Annotated in this window: 16 protein-coding genes and 3 pseudogenes; 16 read left to right on the top strand and 3 right to left on the bottom strand. The window is 61.7% G+C overall.

The genetic code is table 11. The features are described from left to right. Window positions 1-32 precede the first annotated feature (32 nt). Together phaC and IB266_RS17080 are read left to right on the top strand one after the other, a co-directional pair. On the top strand, window positions 33-1,715 hold the full coding sequence (phaC, locus tag IB266_RS17085; protein ID WP_192261872.1) for a class II poly(R)-hydroxyalkanoic acid synthase: 1,683 nt from the start codon (window positions 33-35) through the stop codon (window positions 1,713-1,715). Between the two features lie 60 nt (window positions 1,716-1,775). Further along, entirely contained in the window at window positions 1,776-2,396 is a 621-nt protein-coding gene (locus IB266_RS17080) for a TetR/AcrR family transcriptional regulator (RefSeq protein WP_060739570.1), read from the top strand. 145 nt (window positions 2,397-2,541) lie between these two features. Here the strand turns inward: IB266_RS17080 and IB266_RS17075 are convergent, their stop codons facing one another. The 3 genes from IB266_RS17075 to IB266_RS17065 form a co-directional block, all read right to left on the bottom strand. Then, entirely contained in the window at window positions 2,542-3,453 is a 912-nt protein-coding gene (locus tag IB266_RS17075) for a phasin family protein (protein ID WP_192261987.1), read from the bottom strand. Between the two features lie 10 nt (window positions 3,454-3,463). After that, on the bottom strand, window positions 3,464-3,886 hold the full coding sequence (locus tag IB266_RS17070) for a phasin family protein (protein ID WP_060739572.1): 423 nt from the start codon (window positions 3,884-3,886) through the stop codon (window positions 3,464-3,466). A gap of 265 nt (window positions 3,887-4,151) precedes the next feature. Beyond that, a complete protein-coding gene (locus tag IB266_RS17065) occupies window positions 4,152-4,427 on the bottom strand; it encodes a polyhydroxyalkanoic acid system family protein (RefSeq protein WP_060739573.1) in 276 nt (91 codons plus the stop codon). Between the two features lie 155 nt (window positions 4,428-4,582). Here IB266_RS17065 and ubiE point away from each other — a divergent pair, with 155 nt between their 5' ends. The 14 genes and pseudogenes from ubiE (at window position 4,583) to IB266_RS31190 (ending at window position 16,891) form a co-directional block, all read left to right on the top strand. Then, window positions 4,583-5,353 (top strand): bifunctional demethylmenaquinone methyltransferase/2-methoxy-6-polyprenyl-1,4-benzoquinol methylase UbiE, encoded by a 771-nt coding sequence (gene ubiE, locus IB266_RS17060; protein ID WP_003196937.1) that lies wholly within the window; start codon window positions 4,583-4,585, stop codon window positions 5,351-5,353. Next, window positions 5,353-5,977: pseudogene (locus IB266_RS17055) on the top strand (SCP2 domain-containing protein). The gene ubiE and the pseudogene IB266_RS17055 overlap by 1 nt, the downstream one beginning before the upstream one ends. Beyond that, a complete protein-coding gene (ubiB, locus tag IB266_RS17050; protein ID WP_060739574.1) occupies window positions 5,974-7,578 on the top strand; it encodes a ubiquinone biosynthesis regulatory protein kinase UbiB in 1,605 nt (534 codons plus the stop codon). The pseudogene IB266_RS17055 and the gene ubiB overlap by 4 nt, the downstream one beginning before the upstream one ends. An 81-nt stretch (window positions 7,579-7,659) precedes the next feature. Continuing rightward, window positions 7,660-8,058, top strand: coding sequence for a phosphoribosyl-AMP cyclohydrolase (gene hisI, locus IB266_RS17045; protein WP_003196931.1), 399 nt, complete (start codon window positions 7,660-7,662; stop codon window positions 8,056-8,058). After that, complete coding sequence (locus IB266_RS17040; protein WP_003186671.1) at window positions 8,051-8,383, top strand: phosphoribosyl-ATP diphosphatase; 333 nt, start codon at window positions 8,051-8,053, stop codon at window positions 8,381-8,383. Before hisI ends, IB266_RS17040 begins: the two co-directional genes overlap by 8 nt. 24 nt (window positions 8,384-8,407) lie before the next feature. After that, window positions 8,408-8,695 carry a twin-arginine translocase TatA/TatE family subunit gene (locus tag IB266_RS17035; RefSeq protein ID WP_192261871.1) on the top strand — a complete coding sequence of 96 codons (288 nt, stop codon included), beginning with the start codon at window positions 8,408-8,410 and terminating at the stop codon, window positions 8,693-8,695. Between the two features lie 10 nt (window positions 8,696-8,705). Continuing rightward, complete coding sequence (gene tatB / locus IB266_RS17030; RefSeq protein ID WP_092175263.1) at window positions 8,706-9,125, top strand: Sec-independent protein translocase protein TatB; 420 nt, start codon at window positions 8,706-8,708, stop codon at window positions 9,123-9,125. Next, a complete protein-coding gene (gene tatC, locus IB266_RS17025) occupies window positions 9,122-9,919 on the top strand; it encodes a twin-arginine translocase subunit TatC (RefSeq protein WP_192261870.1) in 798 nt (265 codons plus the stop codon). The genes tatB and tatC overlap by 4 nt, the downstream gene beginning before the upstream one ends. Continuing rightward, window positions 9,916-10,623 (top strand): 16S rRNA (uracil(1498)-N(3))-methyltransferase, encoded by a 708-nt coding sequence (locus IB266_RS17020; RefSeq protein ID WP_192261869.1) that lies wholly within the window; start codon window positions 9,916-9,918, stop codon window positions 10,621-10,623. The genes tatC and IB266_RS17020 overlap by 4 nt, the downstream gene beginning before the upstream one ends. Window positions 10,624-10,737: 114 nt before the next feature. Next, window positions 10,738-12,642: a methyl-accepting chemotaxis protein gene (locus tag IB266_RS17015; RefSeq protein WP_192261868.1), complete on the top strand. Its 1,905-nt coding sequence runs from the start codon at window positions 10,738-10,740 to the stop codon at window positions 12,640-12,642. A gap of 209 nt (window positions 12,643-12,851) precedes the next feature. Further along, a pseudogene (locus tag IB266_RS31205) lies at window positions 12,852-13,913 on the top strand (methyl-accepting chemotaxis protein); the annotation flags it as partial. Beyond that, complete coding sequence (locus IB266_RS31200) at window positions 13,905-14,768, top strand: methyl-accepting chemotaxis protein (RefSeq protein WP_412548310.1); 864 nt, start codon at window positions 13,905-13,907, stop codon at window positions 14,766-14,768. The pseudogene IB266_RS31205 and the gene IB266_RS31200, both read left to right, overlap by 9 nt. Window positions 14,769-14,974: 206 nt before the next feature. Beyond that, a pseudogene (locus IB266_RS31195) lies at window positions 14,975-16,033 on the top strand (methyl-accepting chemotaxis protein); the annotation flags it as partial. Continuing rightward, the gene (locus IB266_RS31190; RefSeq protein ID WP_404942620.1) at window positions 16,019-16,891 is read left to right on the top strand and encodes a methyl-accepting chemotaxis protein; all 873 of its coding nucleotides are present in this window, start codon (window positions 16,019-16,021) and stop codon (window positions 16,889-16,891) included. The pseudogene IB266_RS31195 and the gene IB266_RS31190, both read left to right, overlap by 15 nt. Window positions 16,892-17,691 lie beyond the last annotated feature (800 nt).

The raw sequence follows: 17,691 nt of genomic DNA, 5'->3' as shown, positions 1-17,691 counted from the left end.
TGTTTTTAGCCTGATGACGAAGGAGTTGACTCATGCGCGACAAACCGGCGAAGGGTTCCATGCCCGCCCCTGCCAGCTTCATCAACGCACAAAGTGCGGTCACCGGCCTGCGTGGCAGGGACCTGCTGTCCACCTTGCGCAGCGTGGCCGCACACGGTTTGCGCAACCCGGTGCACAGTGCCCGGCATGCGTTGAAACTGGGCGGTCAACTAGGCCGTGTGCTGCTGGGCGACACCCTGCACCCTACCAACCCCAACGACCCGCGTTTCGCCGACCCCACCTGGCAGCTCAATCCGTTCTACCGCCGCAGCCTGCAGGCCTACCTGAGCTGGCAAAAACAGGTCAAGAGCTGGATTGACGAAAGCGACATGAGCCCGGATGACCGCGCCCGCGCCCACTTCGCCTTCGCCCTGCTCAACGACGCCGTATCGCCGTCCAACACCTTGCTCAACCCGCTGGCGGTCAAGGAACTGTTCAACTCCGGCGGCGCCAGCCTGGTTCGAGGCATCAGCCACCTGGTGGACGACCTGCTGCACAACGACGGCTTGCCGCGGCAAACCACGCCCCATGCCTTTGAAGTCGGCAAGACCCTGGCGACCACACCCGGCGCAGTGGTGTTTCGCAACGAATTGCTCGAACTGATCCAGTACCGGCCCATGAGCGAAAAGCAATACGCCAAGCCATTGCTGATCGTGCCGCCACAGATCAACAAGTTCTACATTTTCGACCTCAGCCCCTCCAACAGCTTCGTTCAGTACGCCCTGAAAAACGGCTTGCAGGTGTTCATCATCAGTTGGCGCAACCCTGACGTACGCCACCGCGAATGGGGCCTGTCCAGCTATGTCGAGGCCACGGAAGAGGCCATGAACGTCTGCCGGGCGATCACCGGCGCCCGTGAGGTCAACCTGATGGGGGCCTGTGCCGGTGGCATGACCATCGCCGCCCTGCAAGGCCACCTGCAAGCCAAGCGCCAGCTGCGGCGGGTCGCCAGTGCGACGTACCTGGTGAGCCTGCTGGACAGTCAGATCGACAGCCAGGCCACGCTGTTCATCGACGAGCAGACCCTCGAGGCCGCCAAGCGCCGCTCCTACCAGAAGGGCATTCTCGATGGTCGCGACATGGCCCGGGTGTTCGCCTGGATGCGTCCCAACGACCTGATCTGGACCTACTTCATCAACAACTACCTGCTGGGCAAAGAGCCGCCGGCCTTCGACATCCTCTACTGGAACAACGACTGCACGCGGCTGCCGGCGGCTTACCACGGCGATCTGTTGGACTTCTTCAAGCACAACCCACTGACCCACCCCGGCGGCCTGGAAGTGTGCGGCACGCCCATCGACCTGCAGAAAGTGACGGTGGACAGCTTCAGCGTGGCCGGCATCAACGACCACATCACGCCCTGGGACGCCGTCTATCGCTCGACGCTGTTGCTCGGTGGCGACAAACGTTTCGTGCTTTCCAACAGTGGCCATGTCCAGAGCATTCTCAACCCACCGGGCAACCCCAAGGCCAACTACATCGAAAGTGCAAAAATGAGCAGCGACCCACGGGCCTGGTACTACGACGCCGCCCACGTCGAAGGGAGTTGGTGGACGCAATGGCTGGGCTGGATCCAGGAGCGCTCCGGCGCCCAGCACGAAACCCAGATGACCTTGGGCAACGCGAACTACCCGCCTCTGGACGCCGCCCCCGGCACCTATGTTCGCGTGCGCTGAAGCCCCTACCCCACGGCCAGGCGATTGGCCGTGGCACGACTCGATCATTAAGAAGACCGGATGAAAACCCGCGACCGCATCCTTGAATGTGCCCTGCAATTATTCAACGAAAAGGGCGAACCGAACGTATCCACGATGGAAGTTGCCAACGAAATGGGCATCAGCCCAGGCAACCTCTACTACCACTTCCATGGCAAGGAACCGCTGATCCTAGGGTTGTTCGAGCGCTTCCAGAGCGAACTGGCACCGCTGCTGGACCCACCGGCGGATGCGCAGTTGGCGCCGGAAGACTACTGGCTGTTCCTCCACTTGATCGTCGAGCGCCTGGCCCAATACCGGTTTCTGTTCCAGGACCTGTCGAACCTGGCCGGGCGCCTGCCGAAGCTGGCCAAGGGCATCCGTCAATTGCTCAACGCCCTGAAGCGAACCCTCGCCTCACTGCTGGCGCAGCTCAAGGCCCAGGATCTGCTGGTCAGCGATACCCAGGCCCTGGGGCAACTGGTGGAGCAGATCACCATGACGTTGCTGTTTTCCCTGGACTACCAGCGGATCCTGGACCGCGAGGGCGAGGTTCGACTGGTGGTCTACCAGATCATGATGCTGGTGGCACCGCACCTGCCGCCCGCGACCAAGGTGGCGACGGAGCGGCTGGCGTTGCGGTACCTGGAAGAGCATGACTAACGACCAGCAGTGGAAGATCCATTGTGGGAGCGAGCTTTGTGGGAGCAAAGCTTGCTCCCACAAAGCTCGCTCCCACAGGTTGACCCGCGTACAAACAAAAACGCCCGACCTTCACAGGCCGGGCGTTTTTGCATGTCCCGCAGAATCAGGACTGGGTGGAAGGCGTCGTTGGAGTCGCCGTTGGTGCTGGAGTGGCGACCGGGGTCGGCGCGGCGGCGGAGTTCGCCGTGCTCGCCGGGGTTGCCGGTTTGGCGGCCGCGGTTGGCGCCTTGGGTGCGGCAGCTTTTGGCGCGGCCGGTTTTTTCACGGCAGGCTTTTTCGCCGCAGCGGGTTTGGCCGCCGCTTTTGCCGCTGGCTTGGCTGCAGGCTTAGCCGCTGGCTTGGCCGCTGGCTTGGCCGCTGCGGGTTTAGCTGCAGCAGCCTTGGTCGCTGGCTTGGCAGCCGGTTTGGCGGCGGGCTTGGCTGCCGCTTTCGCCGCTACCGGTTTGGCCGTCGCCTTGGCAGCAGGTTTGGCCGCTGCGGTTTTAGCCGCAGGCTTGGCCGCTGGTTTGGCTGCGGGTTTTGCCGCAGCCTTGACCAGTGGTTTGGCTGCCGTTTTAGCGGCCGGTTTGGCCGCAGCCGTCTTGGTCGCCACGGGTGCGACTTTGGCGCCGGTGAGTTTTTCGATCTGCTTGGTCAGGGTGTCGACCTTGCTGTGCAGCGCCTTGACTTCATTACGGCTCGGCACGCCCAGGCGCGAGATCGCGCTGTTCAGGCGCTTGTCGAAAGCCCCTTCCAGTTCGTCCCATTTACCCAGTGCCCGATCCTTCACGCCACCGATGCGCGACTTGGCGGACTCGGCAGAGTCCTTGGCGGCATCGACCTGTTTGCCGACTGCCGTCTTGGTGAGTTTTTCGGCCTTTTCGCCGTCCTTAACCAGGGACTCGAAGAGCTTGCTGCCGTCAGTGTCGATCTTCGAGTACACGCCTAAACCAGCAAGCCAGATTTTGCGGGAATATTTTTCAATCTTCCCGGCCCACGAGCTGCCCTCTTTTTCTGTGATTTTTTTGCCAGCCATCCCGTTCTCCTTAATGTTTACGCGCGACACGTTCGAGCAATGCTGTCAGCTCATCGAGCTTAGCAGAGAGTGTCTCAACGTCATGTTTAGACGGAATGCCGATACGATTCAAGGCACTTGCAACACGCGCATCGAATACCTTCTCGACTTTATCGAGTTGTACTTCAACCCGGGCCTTGAAAGTATTGACGTCACTCTTGGCTTCAATCAATTCGCTGTTGGCCGCTTCAAGTTTCCCGGCAATTTTCTTTTTGCCTTTGGTTTCAATAACTTCGCCAGCCTTTACCAACTCCTGGAAGTACCCGCTGCCTTCCTGGCCGACCTTCGTGTAGGCGCCCAGGCCAGCCAGCCAGATCTTGCGCGCGTACGTTTTCACGTCGCTGAGCGTGGAAGATTCAACGTCGGTTTTTTTCTTCAGAATAACTTTGGCCATGGTGCACCTCACTCGAAAAAAGGTTTGAGGAACTGCCCGCACATGGACGGGCTCAGGCACAAAGTAGTGACAATAATTAGAAACGGCACCCTAACAACTGACACAAACACTGAAGGCGATGACTTCATGTGGGAGCGGGCTTGCTCGCGAATGCGGTGGACCATTCACTATTGATGTCGACTGATCCACCGCTTTCGCGAGCAAGCCCGCTCCCACAGGAGTAGGTGGTGAACTTGGATGTGTTCCACCCCACCCTTTCGGTCGATCAGGCCAACGCCTTATCCAACGCCTTTTCAATTTCCGTCTTGATCGTGCCGCTCATGGCCGACATCAACATGCCCAGCTCCACGTCGACGCGGATCGAATCCTCGCCCACATGCACTTCGCCCTTGACCCCGGAACGCTTGAGTTTCAGGGTGTCGCCCACCCACTGCGGCTCCAGGCCATAGCTGTCGGACAACTTCTGCGCCAGCTTGTCGGCTTTCTCTCGCGCCGCTTCCTTGCCCAGGCCATGGGCACGCTCAACAGTTATACGGGCCATCGGGTGACTCCTGTTTTATCGGGACTTGCCTGAACGTTTCAGACCCTGGCTGCGTCAAAACGTCCCGGCGGTCGCCCATCTTACCTTCAGCCTTGCCAAGACAAAGCCCTCCACCGGGATTAGAATGTCCCGCATTCTTTTTTGGTGACCGCGATATGACTGATCAGCGCAAAGGCAGCGATGCCGAACCCACCACTCACTTCGGCTTCAAGAACGTGCCGGAAAGCCAGAAAGCGGAAAAAGTCGCTGAGGTTTTCCACTCGGTAGCCGCCAAGTATGACTTGATGAACGACCTGCTCTCGGGTGGCATGCACCGCCTGTGGAAGCGTTTCGCGATCGAGCTGTCGGGCGTGCGCAGCGGCAATCGTGTGCTGGACATCGCTGGCGGCACGGGTGACCTGACGAAGAAGTTTTCCCACATCGTCGGGCCGACCGGCCAGGTGGTGCTGGCCGACATCAACGAGTCCATGCTCAAGGTCGGCCGCGACCGCCTGCTGGACCTGGGGGTGGCCGGCAATGTCGAGTTCGTCCAGGCCGACGCCGAAAAGCTGCCGTTCCCCGACAACCATTTCGACTGCGTGACCATCGCCTTCGGCCTGCGCAACGTCACCCACAAGGAAGACGCCCTGCGCTCGATGCTGCGCGTGCTCAAGCCCGGCGGCCGCCTGCTGGTGCTGGAGTTCTCCAAGCCGACCAACGCGCTGATGTCCAAGGCCTATGACGCCTACTCGTTCGCCTTCATGCCGCTGATGGGCAAGCTGATCACCAATGACTCGGAAAGCTATCGCTACCTGGCCGAATCGATCCGCATGCACCCGAACCAGGAAACCCTGAAGTCGATGATGGTCGAGGCCGGTTTCGACCGCGTGACCTACCACAACATGACCGCCGGTATCGTCGCCCTGCACCGCGGTATCAAGCCCTGATGTTGCTCACCGGCCTGCTCGCCAGTGTCGAACTCGGCATCAACCGGGTATTGCGCCTGGACAGCACGGCGCTCGCGCGCCTGGCGCACTTGAGCGGCAAGGTGATCGCCGTCGACTGCCGCAGCCCGGCGTTGCAGTTGTTCATCCTGCCCAGCGACGAAGGCCTGATGCTCGCCGCCCACTGGGAAGCCGAAGCGGATTGCACCCTGCGTGCCCCAGCCGCGAGCCTGCTGAACCTGGCCCTGGGCAAGGACAAGACCGCGGTGCTGCACAGCCCCGAAGTCGAGCTCGACGGCGACAGTGGCGTGCTGCTGGAGCTGGCGGCGATTCTCCAGGACCTGGAGCTGGACTGGGAATACGAAGTGTCCCGCTGGATCGGCCCGGTGGCGACCCAGTTGCTCAGCGGCCATTTGCACAGCCGCCGTCGCTGGTATCGCCAGGGCTTCGCCAGCCTGGGACAGAATCTGAGTGAATACCTGGCCGAAGAATCGCGTACCCTCGTAGGCCAACGCGAGGCCCAGGCCCGTTTTGATGAACTGGACCAGGTCAAGCTTGACCTGGAACGTCTCGAGGCGCGTTTCGAGCGCCTTTCCCGATCCCTTGAAACCAAGCGATAACGCATGAAGCTGCTTGCCGTCCGCCGTTTGTTGCGCATCCAGCGCGTCGTGATCCGCTACCGCCTCGATGACCTGCTGTTCGCCCTGCCGCTGCCCTGGTTTCTCCTGGCGCTGCGCTTCGTGCTGCCGTGGCGCTGGTTCCCCCGACGAACCCTGGACCTGACGCGTGGCGCGCGCCTGCGCCTGGCCTTGCAGGACCTGGGACCGATCTTCATCAAGTTCGGGCAGATCCTCTCGACCCGCCGCGACCTGCTGCCCGAAGACATCGCCGATGAACTGATGCTGTTGCAAGACCGCGTGCCGCCGTTCGATTCCAAGCTGTCGGTGGCGCTGATCGAGGAACAACTGGGCAAGAAGATCAGCGAAGTGTTCAGCCGTTTCGACGTCGAGCCCCTGGCCTCGGCCTCCGTGGCCCAGGTTCACGCCGCCCAGCTCAAGAGCGGCGAAGAGGTGGTGGTCAAGGTCATCCGCCCAGGCCTCAAACCCATCATCGCCCAGGACCTGGCGTGGCTGTTCATCCTCGCCCGCGCCGCCGAACGGTTGTCGGCCGATGCCCGCCTGCTGCACCCGGTGGACGTGGTCCAGGACTACGAAAAAACCATCTACGACGAACTCGACCTGCTGCGCGAGGCCGCCAACGCCAGCCAGCTGCGCCGCAACTTCGAAGGCTCGCCGCTGCTCTATGTGCCGCAGGTCTATTGGGACTGGTGCCGGCCGAAAGTACTGGTGATGGAGCGCATCTACGGCATTCAGGTCACCGACCTGGCGACCCTGGCCGACCAGCGCACCGACATGAAACTGCTGGCCGAACGCGGCGTGGAAATCTTCTTCACCCAGGTGTTCCGCGACAGTTTCTTCCACGCCGACATGCACCCGGGCAACATCTTCGTCAGCACCGTGCAACCGTGGAGCCCGCAATACATCGCCATCGACTGCGGCATCGTCGGCAGCCTGACTCCCGAGGACCAGGACTACCTGGCCCGCAACCTGTTCGCCTTCTTCAAGCGTGATTACCGCCGTGTCGCCCAACTGCACATCGATTCGGGCTGGGTGCCAGCCGAGACCAAGCTCAACGAATTCGAAGCGGCGATCCGTACCGTGTGCGAACCGATCTTCGAAAAACCGTTAAAAGATATTTCCTTCGGCCAGGTACTGATGCGCCTGTTCCAGACCGCGCGACGCTTCAACATGGAGGTTCAGCCCCAGTTGGTGCTGTTGCAGAAAACCCTGTTGAACATCGAAGGCCTCGGTCGCCAGCTGTACCCGGACCTCGACCTGTGGAACACCGCCCAACCGTTCCTCGAACGCTGGATGCGCGAGCGTGTCAGCCCGCGCGCCTTGCTGGGCAACGTGCAGAGCCAGTTCGAGCAGATCCCGCACCTGGCCAATATGACCCGCGACCTGCTCGAACGCATGTCCCAACCCCACGCCCACGACCCGGCGCCACCGTGGCACCGACGCAAGGACGACTGGCTGTTGCGCCTGCTTGGCGCGGCTCACCTGGGCGGCGGCGCAGTGCTGGCGACCGGCGGGCCGTTGAGCCAACTGGGTCACTGGCCGGCCGGTATCATGATGGCGGTCGGTCTGTATCTGGTCGTTCGCCGATAGCCAGCACCGGTTCGCGCTGGCACACTGTTTCAACGCTGGGCCCGCCGACGTCAGGTGCGCGGCCCATGGTCGGAGTCAACGATGAAAAACTGGCAGGACGAGATCAAGTGGGACGCTGACGGCCTGGTGCCGGCCATCGCCCAGGACCACAAGACCGGGCGCGTATTGATGATGGCCTGGATGAACCGTGAAGCACTGGCCCTCACCGCCGCCGAGAACCGAGCCATCTATTGGTCACGTTCCCGTGGCAAGCTGTGGCGCAAGGGTGAAGAGTCCGGGCATGTGCAGCATCTGCATGAGATGCGTCTGGACTGCGACGGCGACGTCATCATCCTGATGGTCGAGCAGGTCGGTGAGATTGCCTGCCACACCGGCCGTCAAAGCTGCTTCTATCGCGTCTTCGAGAACGGCGACTGGAAAACCGTCGACCCGGTGCTCAAGGACCCGCATGCCATTTATTCAGGACATACCCATGAGTGACACCCTGACCCGCCTGGCCCAGGTGCTGGAAGAGCGCAAGGGCGCCGCGGCCGACAGCTCCTATGTCGCCAGCCTGTACCACAAGGGCTTGAACAAGATTCTGGAAAAGGTCGGCGAAGAATCCGTCGAGACCATCATCGCCGCCAAGGACGCCGCCATCAGCGGCGACTGCAGCGACGTGATCTACGAGACCGCCGACCTGTGGTTCCACAGCCTGGTCATGCTGGCCCAACTGGGGCAGCATCCGCAGGCCGTACTGGATGAACTGGACCGTCGCTTCGGTCTGTCCGGGCACGTCGAGAAAGCCTCGCGCCCGTCCGCCTGATCAATTTTTGAGAGGAGTAGCCACATGGGTATCTTTGACTGGAAACACTGGGTCGTCATCCTGGTCGTCGTGGTGCTGGTGTTCGGTACCAAGAAACTGAAGAACCTCGGCACCGATGTCGGCGAGTCGATCAAGGGTTTTCGCAAGGCCATGAACGATGACGAGAAAGCGGCCGATCCGACGACAAACCAGGCTCAGCCCGCACAACCGACCCAACCGGTACACCCACAGGCCACTCAGCCTGTGAATGCGCCGAATACCATCGACGTGCAGGCCCAAAAAGTCGAAGAGCCCATCCGCAAAGACTCGTGAGCACTGACTAATGTTTGGGATCAGCTTCACTGAACTGCTGCTCGTCGGCCTCGTCGCCCTGCTGGTGCTGGGCCCCGAGCGCCTGCCGGGTGCTGCGCGCACCGCCGGTCTCTGGATCGGGCGCCTGAAGCGCAGCTTCAATGCGATCAAACAGGAAGTTGAACGTGAAATCGGTGCCGACGACATCCGTCGGCAACTGCACAACGAACACATTCTGTCCCTGGAGCAGGAGGCGCGGAAAATCTTCACGCCCACCCAGCAGGAACCGACGCCAGTTCAGCCTGTGGCCGAGCCGACGGTAGCTTCCCAAGCGCCAGAAGGTGGCGCGCCGGTGGCTGAACCGGCGCCAGTGACACCGACGGTCGCGGATACAGCGCCCCCGGCCGTCCCTGCGCCTAACGATCCTACTTTGCCGCCGCGAGCCCCATGAGCGATATTCCTGAAAACGACCAGCCGATGCCGCTGGTATCGCACCTCACCGAGTTGCGCACCCGCCTGCTGCGTTGCGTCGCGTCGGTGTTCATCATCTTCGCCGGGCTGTTTTCCTTCACCCAGCAGATCTACACATTCGTCTCCACGCCACTGCGCCAGTATCTGCCGGTAGGCGCGACAATGATCGCCACCGACGTGTCGTCGCCGTTCCTGACGCCATTGAAACTGACCATGATGGTCTCGCTGTTCCTGGCGATCCCGGTGATCCTGCACCAGATCTGGGGCTTCATCGCACCGGGCCTGTACAAGCATGAAAAGCGCATCGCCGTGCCGCTGTTGGTGTCCAGCATCCTGCTGTTCTACACCGGCATGGCCTTCGCCTATTACCTGGTGTTCCCGCTGATCTTCAAGTTCTTCGCCGCCGCCACCCCGGCGGGCGTGGAGATGATGACCGACATCAGCAGCTACCTGGATTTCGTCATGACGCTGTTCTTCGCCTTCGGCGTGGCGTTCGAAATCCCCGTGGCCGTGGTGCTGCTGGTGTGGATCGGCGTGGTCGACGTGGCCTACCTGAAGAAAATCCGCCCCTACGTGATCATCGGCTGCTTTGTGGTCGGCATGATCCTGACCCCGCCGGACATTTTCTCCCAGACCCTGCTGGCGGTGCCGATGTGGCTGCTGTTCGAGATCGGCATCCTGTTCGGTGGGCTGGTGCGCAAGCGCCGGGAAGAAGAACCCGAGGACCAGCCAGTCGATGACCACAACGATCAGCCGCCAGCGACCCAAGCGTGAACCTGCTGCTGCTCGAAGAGGCCGATTTCATCGGGCCTGACCGCGTCATCCTCAGCGATCGCCGGTTGACCCACATGCAGGAAGTCCATCGCAGTGTCGTCGGTGACAGCCTGCGGGTCGGGCGCATCGGTGGGTTGATGGGCTCGGCCCAGGTGCTGCGCCTGGAAGCTCGCGAGGCCGAACTGCAAGTGGCCCTCGACCAACCGCCACCGGCCAAGTTGCCGTTGACCCTGGTGCTGGCGCTGCCGCGTCCGAAAATGCTCAGGCGAGTGTTCCAGACGGTCGCCACCATGGGCGTGCCACGGGTGGTGCTGGTCAACAGCTATCGCGTGGAAAAGAGCTTTTGGCAGACGCCGTTCCTGGAGCCCGAGGCCATCCGTGAGCAACTGATCCTGGGCCTGGAACAAGCCCGGGACAGCGTGCTGCCGGAAATCATCATCGAAAAACGCTTCAAACCCTTCGTCGAGGACCGCCTGCCGGCCATCGCGAATGGCACCCTCGGCCTGGTCGGCCACCCTGGCAACCACCGGCCCTGCCCGCGAGCGCTAACAGAACCGGTGACCTTGGCCATCGGCCCCGAAGGCGGTTGGATTCCCTACGAGATCGACCTGCTGGGCAAGGCCGGCCTGCAACCGGTTCAGCTGGGCGAGCGAATCCTGCGGGTCGAGACTGCGGTTACGGCGCTGCTCGCCCGGCTGTTCTGATCCTTTTGGTTTGCCACGGTATTCCAAACGCATCTAACTCATTTCTCCTGTTATTCCTTTATGGGCCGATAGTGCTTTACACAAAGCAGTTCCGCCCTTCAAGGGAGTATCAGCATGTTCCAATGGCTAGGTAACGTAGGCGTCAATCGCAAACTTGGCTTCGGTTTCGGCCTGGTGCTGTTCTTGACCTTGATGATCGCTTTCACCGGATGGATCGGCCTGAGCCGCGTGATTGCCCACGGTGACATGCTCGGGCTCATTGCCAGCCTGAACGACCAGACCAAGGACCTGCGTACCGCGCGCATGGACTATTTTTCGACCCGCGGTGAAAAGGGCCCAGGGGAAATCAACGATCTGCTCGGAAAATTGGAGCCTGGGCTACAAACCGCCCGTCAATCGATCGAACAGCCAGCCGACATGGTGCTCCTCGACAAACAACTGGGGGCTATCGCCGACTACAAGGTTGCCTTCGCCGATTTGACCCGCGCCATTGCCAGTCGCGAGGATGCACGCAGCAAACTGGGCACCAATGCCGACAACGCCGTAGCCCGTGTCGCCAACGTTGAAAACGCCATGCGGCAAAGCGCCGACGTTGCTCAATTCGACAGTGTGGTCAGCCTGAGCAAGGCCATCCAGCAAGCCCGCTATCAGGTTCGCGGCTACACCTATAGCGGCCAGGCCGACGCCGAACAGCCTGCCCTGGATGCCATCGATAGCGCGTTGAAAACCCTCGCCAGCCTGCCGACCCAACTACCAGACGAACACGCCGCCAACCTGCGACAGGCCAACGAATCGTTCAAGACTTATCGTGCAGTGGTCGGCCAGTTCCGTGATGCCCAGACCGCAAGCGCTGCCGCGATCAAGCGCATGTCCGATTTAGGGGTGGTGCTACGCGAGGCCAGCGGAAATCTCACCCAGTCCCAGACCATCGTGCGCGACCATGAAGCCAGCGAAGCCAAGATTTTGCTGGCATCGGCCGCCGCCCTGGCCTTCTTCTTCGGGGTGATCGCCGCCCTGGCGATCACCCGGCAGATCGTCACCCCGCTGGAACAGACCCTCAAGGTCGCCGAACGCGTGGCGGCAGGCGACCTGACCCACAACCTCAGCTCCGAGCGCCGCGACGAACTGGGCCAACTGCAACGGGCCATGCAGAGCATGACCGTGGGCCTGCGGCAATTGATCGGCGGCATCAGCGACGGCGTCACGCAAATCGCCAGCGCCGCCGAACAGCTCTCGGCCGTGACCGAACAGACCAGCGCCGGGGTCAACAGCCAGAAAGTGGAAACCGATCAGGTCGCTACCGCCATGCACGAAATGACCGCCACCGTGCAGGAAGTGGCGCGCAATGCCGAACAAGCGAGCGAAGCAACGGCCGCCGCGGACCAACAGGCTCGCGAAGGCGAAAAAGTCGTGGGCGAAGCCATCGCCCAGATCGAGCGTCTTTCCAGCGCGGTGGGCAATTCCACCGAAGCCATGGGCCACCTCAAACGCGAGAGCGACAAGATCGGCAGCGTCCTGGACGTGATCAAGTCCGTGGCCCAGCAAACCAACCTGCTGGCCCTCAACGCGGCCATCGAGGCGGCCCGGGCCGGTGAAGCCGGGCGTGGGTTTGCGGTGGTGGCCGACGAGGTGCGCAGCCTGGCCCAGCGCACCCAGAAGTCCACTGAAGAGATCGAGCAACTGGTTCTTGGCCTGCAGACCGGAACCGAACAGGTCGCGACCAGCCTGGACAACAGCCGCAGCCTGACCGACAGCAGCGTCGAATTGACCCGCCGTGCCGGTGGCTCACTGGAAAACATCACCCGCACCGTCTCGGCGATCCAGTCGATGAACCAACAGATCGCCGCCGCGGCCGAGCAACAGAGCGCCGTGGCCGAAGAGATCAACCGCAGCGTGTTGAATGTTCGCGACGTGTCCGAACAGACTGCCGCCTCCAGCGAAGAAACCGCCGCCTCCAGTGCCGAACTGGCGCGGCTGGGGGCTCATTTGCAGACGCTGGTGGGACGCTTCAAGGTCTGATCGGCGAACACCGCCCCGGTGGCGAGGGAGCTTGCTCCCGCTTGGGCCCGCAGCGGCCATCGGCGACGGACAGACTTGCGACCCATTCGCAACCGAGCAGGAGCAAGCCTTCGCGCCACGCAAGAGTCCCGCCTAATTTCTACAGAACCCCGTCATATGGTCGATACTCCTCTCATAAGGCCTATAAAAAGGTTCGCGGGAGTATCAGCATGTTCAGTTGGCTAACCGAAAAGCTGGGAAACGTAAGCGTCAATCGCAAACTGGGTTTCGGTTTTGGCCTGGTACTGCTCATGACCCTCTTGAGCACCTTCGCCGGCTGGAACAGTCTGAGCAGTGTGATCAGCCGCTCGGATAAACAGGCGTCCATCGCCAGTCTCAACGAGGCGGCCAAGGATCTGCGGGTGGCCCGCCTCGACTACGAGATGCGGCGCGGCGAACAAGGGCCAACAGCCGTCAACGAGCTCTTGGGCAAGCTTCAAGAGAGCATACAAGCGGCCCTCAAACAGTTTGTGCGACCGGCTGACCAGGCGTTGCTCAATCAGCAACTGGCTAACGTCGATGAATACAAACGCGCCTTCGTGGACCTGACCCAAGCGACGCAGAACCGCGAATCGGCCCGATCCAAGCTTGGCGCCAACGCCGACAACGCTGTCGCCAAAGTGACAGACGTCGAAAATGCCTTGCGACAAGGCGACAGCGTCCCTCAATTCGACAACGTGGTTGAACTGAGCAAACTGATCCAGCAAGCGCGTTACCAAGTCCGCGGCTACACCTACAGCGGTAAGGCCGACGCCGAGCAGCCTGCGCTGGATGCTATCGAAAACGTCTTGAAAAACCTTGAGAGCTTGCCGGGCAAACTGCCGGAACAGCACGCCGCCAATCTGCAACAAGCCAGCGAATCGATGAAAGCCTATCGCGCCGCTGTCAGCCAGTTCCGCGACTCGCAGGTCGCCAGCGCCTCAGCTCTCAAGAGAATGGTGGAGCAAGACACCCGCTTGCATGACCTGAACGATCATTTGACGGCCTCACAGATTGAGAAGCGCGACCTGGAGACGATTCATGCGAAAGAGGTCCTGATTACCGTCGCCATTCTGGCGTTAGCGTTTGGCCTGCTTGCCGCATGGATCATTACCCGGCAGATCGTTGCTCCCCTGCAACAGACCCTGGTTGCCCTCGAACGTGTCGCCTCCGGTGACTTGAGCCATAACCTGGTGGTCACCCGCCGTGACGACATGGGCCAATTACAGGGCAGCCTGCAGCGAATGGTGATCAGCTTGCGGCAACTGATCGGTGGTATCAGCGACAGCGTCACGCAAATCGCCAGCGCCGCCGAACAACTCTCCGCCGTCACCGAACAGACCAGCGCCGGGGTCAACAGCCAGAAAGTGGAAACCGACCAGGTCGCCACCGCCATGCACGAAATGACCGCCACCGTGCAGGAAGTGGCGCGCAACGCCGAGGAAGCTTCCGAAGCCGCCGTCGCCGCAGACCAACAGGCGCGCGAAGGCGAAAAAGTCGTGGGCGAAGCCATTGCCCAGATCGAACGCCTGTCCAAGGAAGTGGGCAACTCCACCGAAGCCATGGGCCATCTCAAACGCGAGAGCGACAAGATCGGCAGCGTCCTGGACGTGATCAAGTCCGTGGCCCAGCAAACCAACCTGCTGGCCCTCAACGCGGCGATCGAGGCGGCCCGGGCCGGTGAAGCCGGACGTGGTTTCGCGGTGGTGGCCGACGAAGTTCGCAGCCTGGCCCAGCGCACCCAGAAGTCCACCGAAGAAATCGAAGGGCTTATCCTCGGCCTGCAATCGGGCACCGAACAGGTCGCGACCACCCTGGACAACAGCCGCAACCTGACCGACAGCAGCGTCGAATTGACCCGCCGCGCCGGCGGCTCACTGGAAAACATCACCCGCACCGTCTCGGCGATCCAGTCGATGAACCAACAGATCGCCGCTGCCGCCGAGCAGCAGAGTGCCGTCGCCGAAGAGATCAACCGCAGCGTCGTGAACGTTCGCGATGTGTCCGAACAAACGGCTTCTTCCAGTGAAGAAACCGCAGCCTCCAGCGCCGAACTGGCGCGGCTGGGGGTGCATTTGCAAACGCTGGTAGGTCGCTTCAAGGTCTAAAAATATACCCCCCGTGGCGAGGGAGCTTGCTCCCGCTTGGGCGCGAAGCGGCCACCAGCGCCGTCAGACTTTGCGACGGCTTCGCAGCCGAGCGGGAGCAAGCTCCCTCGCCACGGGAACGCATTACGTCTATTTTTCTACAGATCCCGCCCGAACTGCCGATATAGCCCTGATAAAACCAATCAGCGCTACAAGGGAGTATCAGCATGTTCCGGTGGCTTGCCCAGGGTCTGGGAAACGTAGGCGTTAATCGCAAACTCGGCGCAGGCTTCGGCCTGGTGCTGTTCCTCACCTTGATGATTGCATTCACCGGTTGGTCCGGCCTGGGCAATGTCATCAGCCGGGGCGACAAACTGGGGTTCATTGCCAGTCTCAACGACTTGAGCAAAGACTTGAACCTGGCCAGCATCGACTACAACACCACGCGGGGCGAGAAAGGACCGCAAGCGGTCAACGATCTGCTTGGCAAGCTCGAGGCCGGGCTGAAAACCGCTCGCGAATTGATCGAACAGCCAGCCGACGTCGCGCTGATCGACAAGCAACTGGCCGCCGTCGCCGAATACAAAGGCGCCTTCGCCCAGATGACCCGCGCCACCGTCAGCCGCGAAGATGCACGCAGCAAACTCGGCGCCAGCGCCGACAACGCCGTGGCCCGCGTCGCCGAAGTTGAAACGTCGATGCTGCAAGCCGGCGACGTCACCCCGTTCAACAACGTGGTCACCCTGAGCAAGGCCATCCAGCAAGCCCGCTACCAGGTTCGCGGCTACACCTACAGCGGCAAGAGCGACGCCCAGCAACCCGCCCTCGATGCCATCGACGCCGTCCTCAAACTGCTTGCGCGCCTGCCAGACCAATTGCCCCAGGAACACGCCGCCAACCTGCAGCAGGCCAGCGACTCGTTCAACCTCTATCGCGCGGCGGTCGCCCAGTTCCGCGACTCGCAAATCGACAACGCCGCTGCCCTCCAGCGCATGAGCGAGCAGGGTCAGATACTGATGGATGCCAGCCAGAAGCTGACCGTGTCCCAGACAGCCGTGCGTGACCACGACGCCGCACAAGCCAAGATGGTCCTGATCGTAGCGGCCGCCCTGGCGCTGCTGTTTGGCGTGATCGCCGCGCTATTCATCACCCGGCAGATCGTGGGCCCGCTCGGCCAGACCTTGAAAGTTGCCGAACGCGTCGCCGCCGGCGACCTGACCCACAACCTCACCTCCGACCGTCGCGACGAACTGGGCCAACTGCAACGCGCCATGCAAAGCATGACCGTGGGCCTGCGACAATTGATCGGTGGCATCAGCGAAGGTGTGACCCAGATCTCCAGCGCCGCCGAACAACTCTCCGCCGTCACCGAGCAGACCAGCGCCGGGGTCAACAGCCAGAAAGTGGAAACCGATCAGGTCGCCACCGCCATGCACGAAATGACCGCCACGGTGCAGGAAGTCGCCCGCAACGCCGAGGAAGCCTCCGAAGCCGCCCTCGCTGCCGACCAACAGGCCCGCGAAGGCGACAAAGTAGTGGGCGAGGCCATTGCCCAGATCGAGCGGCTGGCCAAGGAGGTGGGCAACTCCACCGCGGCCATGGGCGATTTGAAGCGCGAAAGCGACAAAATCGGCAGCGTCCTGGACGTGATCAAGTCCGTGGCCCAGCAGACCAACCTGCTGGCGCTCAACGCAGCCATCGAGGCAGCCCGTGCCGGCGAGGCAGGACGAGGCTTCGCTGTGGTGGCCGATGAAGTCCGCAGCCTGGCCCAGCGCACCCAGAAGTCCACCGAAGAAATCGCAGAACTGATTGTTGGCCTGCAAAGCGGCACCGAACAGGTCGCGACCATCATGGACAACAGCCGCAGCCTGACCGACAGCAGCGTCGAACTGACCCGCCGCGCGGGAGGCTCGTTGGAGAACATTACTCGCACGGTTTCGGCGATCCAATCGATGAACCAGCAGATCGCGGCTGCCGCCGAGCAGCAGAGTGCCGTGGCTGAGGAGATCAACCGTAGCGTACTGAATGTGCGTGATGTGTCGGAGCAGACGGCCTCGTCCAGTGAAGAGACTGCGGCTTCCAGTGCTGAGCTGGCACGGTTGGGGGTTCATTTGCAGACATTGGTGGGACGGTTCCGGGTTTAACTTGGGTGTGGGTATACCCGTGATCTTCAGTGGGCACAGTATTCCTGCACACCGCCGAGTCCTGTGGGAGCCGGGCTTGCTCGCGATAGCGGTGGGTCTGCTTGCATCAATGCTGAATGTACCGCCGTCTTCGCGAGCAAGCCCGCTCCCACACAGGTTTTTGGTCGCTTATAGGATCTGTGTCCACCGCCGAGCCCTGTGGGAGCCGAGCTTGCTCGCGATAGCGGTGGGCCTGCTTGCATCAATGCTGAATGTACCGCCGTCTTCGCGAGCAAGCTCGCTCCCACAATTGGATTGGGTACACCCGTAAGAGCAGGTCGACTATCAGGCCGCCTCGCGAGCAAGCTTTGCTCCCACACAGGTTTTTGGTCACTTATAGGATCTGTGTCCACTGCCGAGCCCTGTGGGAGCCGAGCTTGCTCGCGATAGCGGTGGGCCTGCTTGCATCAATGCTGAATGTACCGCCGTCTTCGCGAGCAAGCTTTGCTCCCACACAGGTTTTTGGTCGTTTACAGGATCAGCGTCCACCGCCGAGCCCCGTGGGAGCCGAGCTTGCTCGCGATAGCGGTGGGTCTGCTTGCATCAATGCTGAATGTACCGCCGTCTTCGCGAGCAAGCCCGCTCCCACACAGGTTTTTGGTCGCTTATAGATCTGTGTCCACCGCCGAGCCCTGTGGGAGCCGAGCTTGCTCGCGATAGCGGTGGGCCTGCTTGCATCAATGCTGAATGTACCGCCGTCTTCGCGAGCAAGCTTTGCTCCCACACAGGTTTTTGGTCGTTTACAGGATCTGTGTCCACCG

It is taken from the genome of Pseudomonas sp. Pdm06 (genome assembly GCF_014851795.1).
Classification (GTDB): Bacteria; Pseudomonadota; Gammaproteobacteria; order Pseudomonadales; family Pseudomonadaceae; genus Aquipseudomonas; species Aquipseudomonas fluorescens_AA.
Note: the sequence above shows the minus strand (reverse complement) of the source record. Positions and strands in the feature narration are given on the sequence as shown.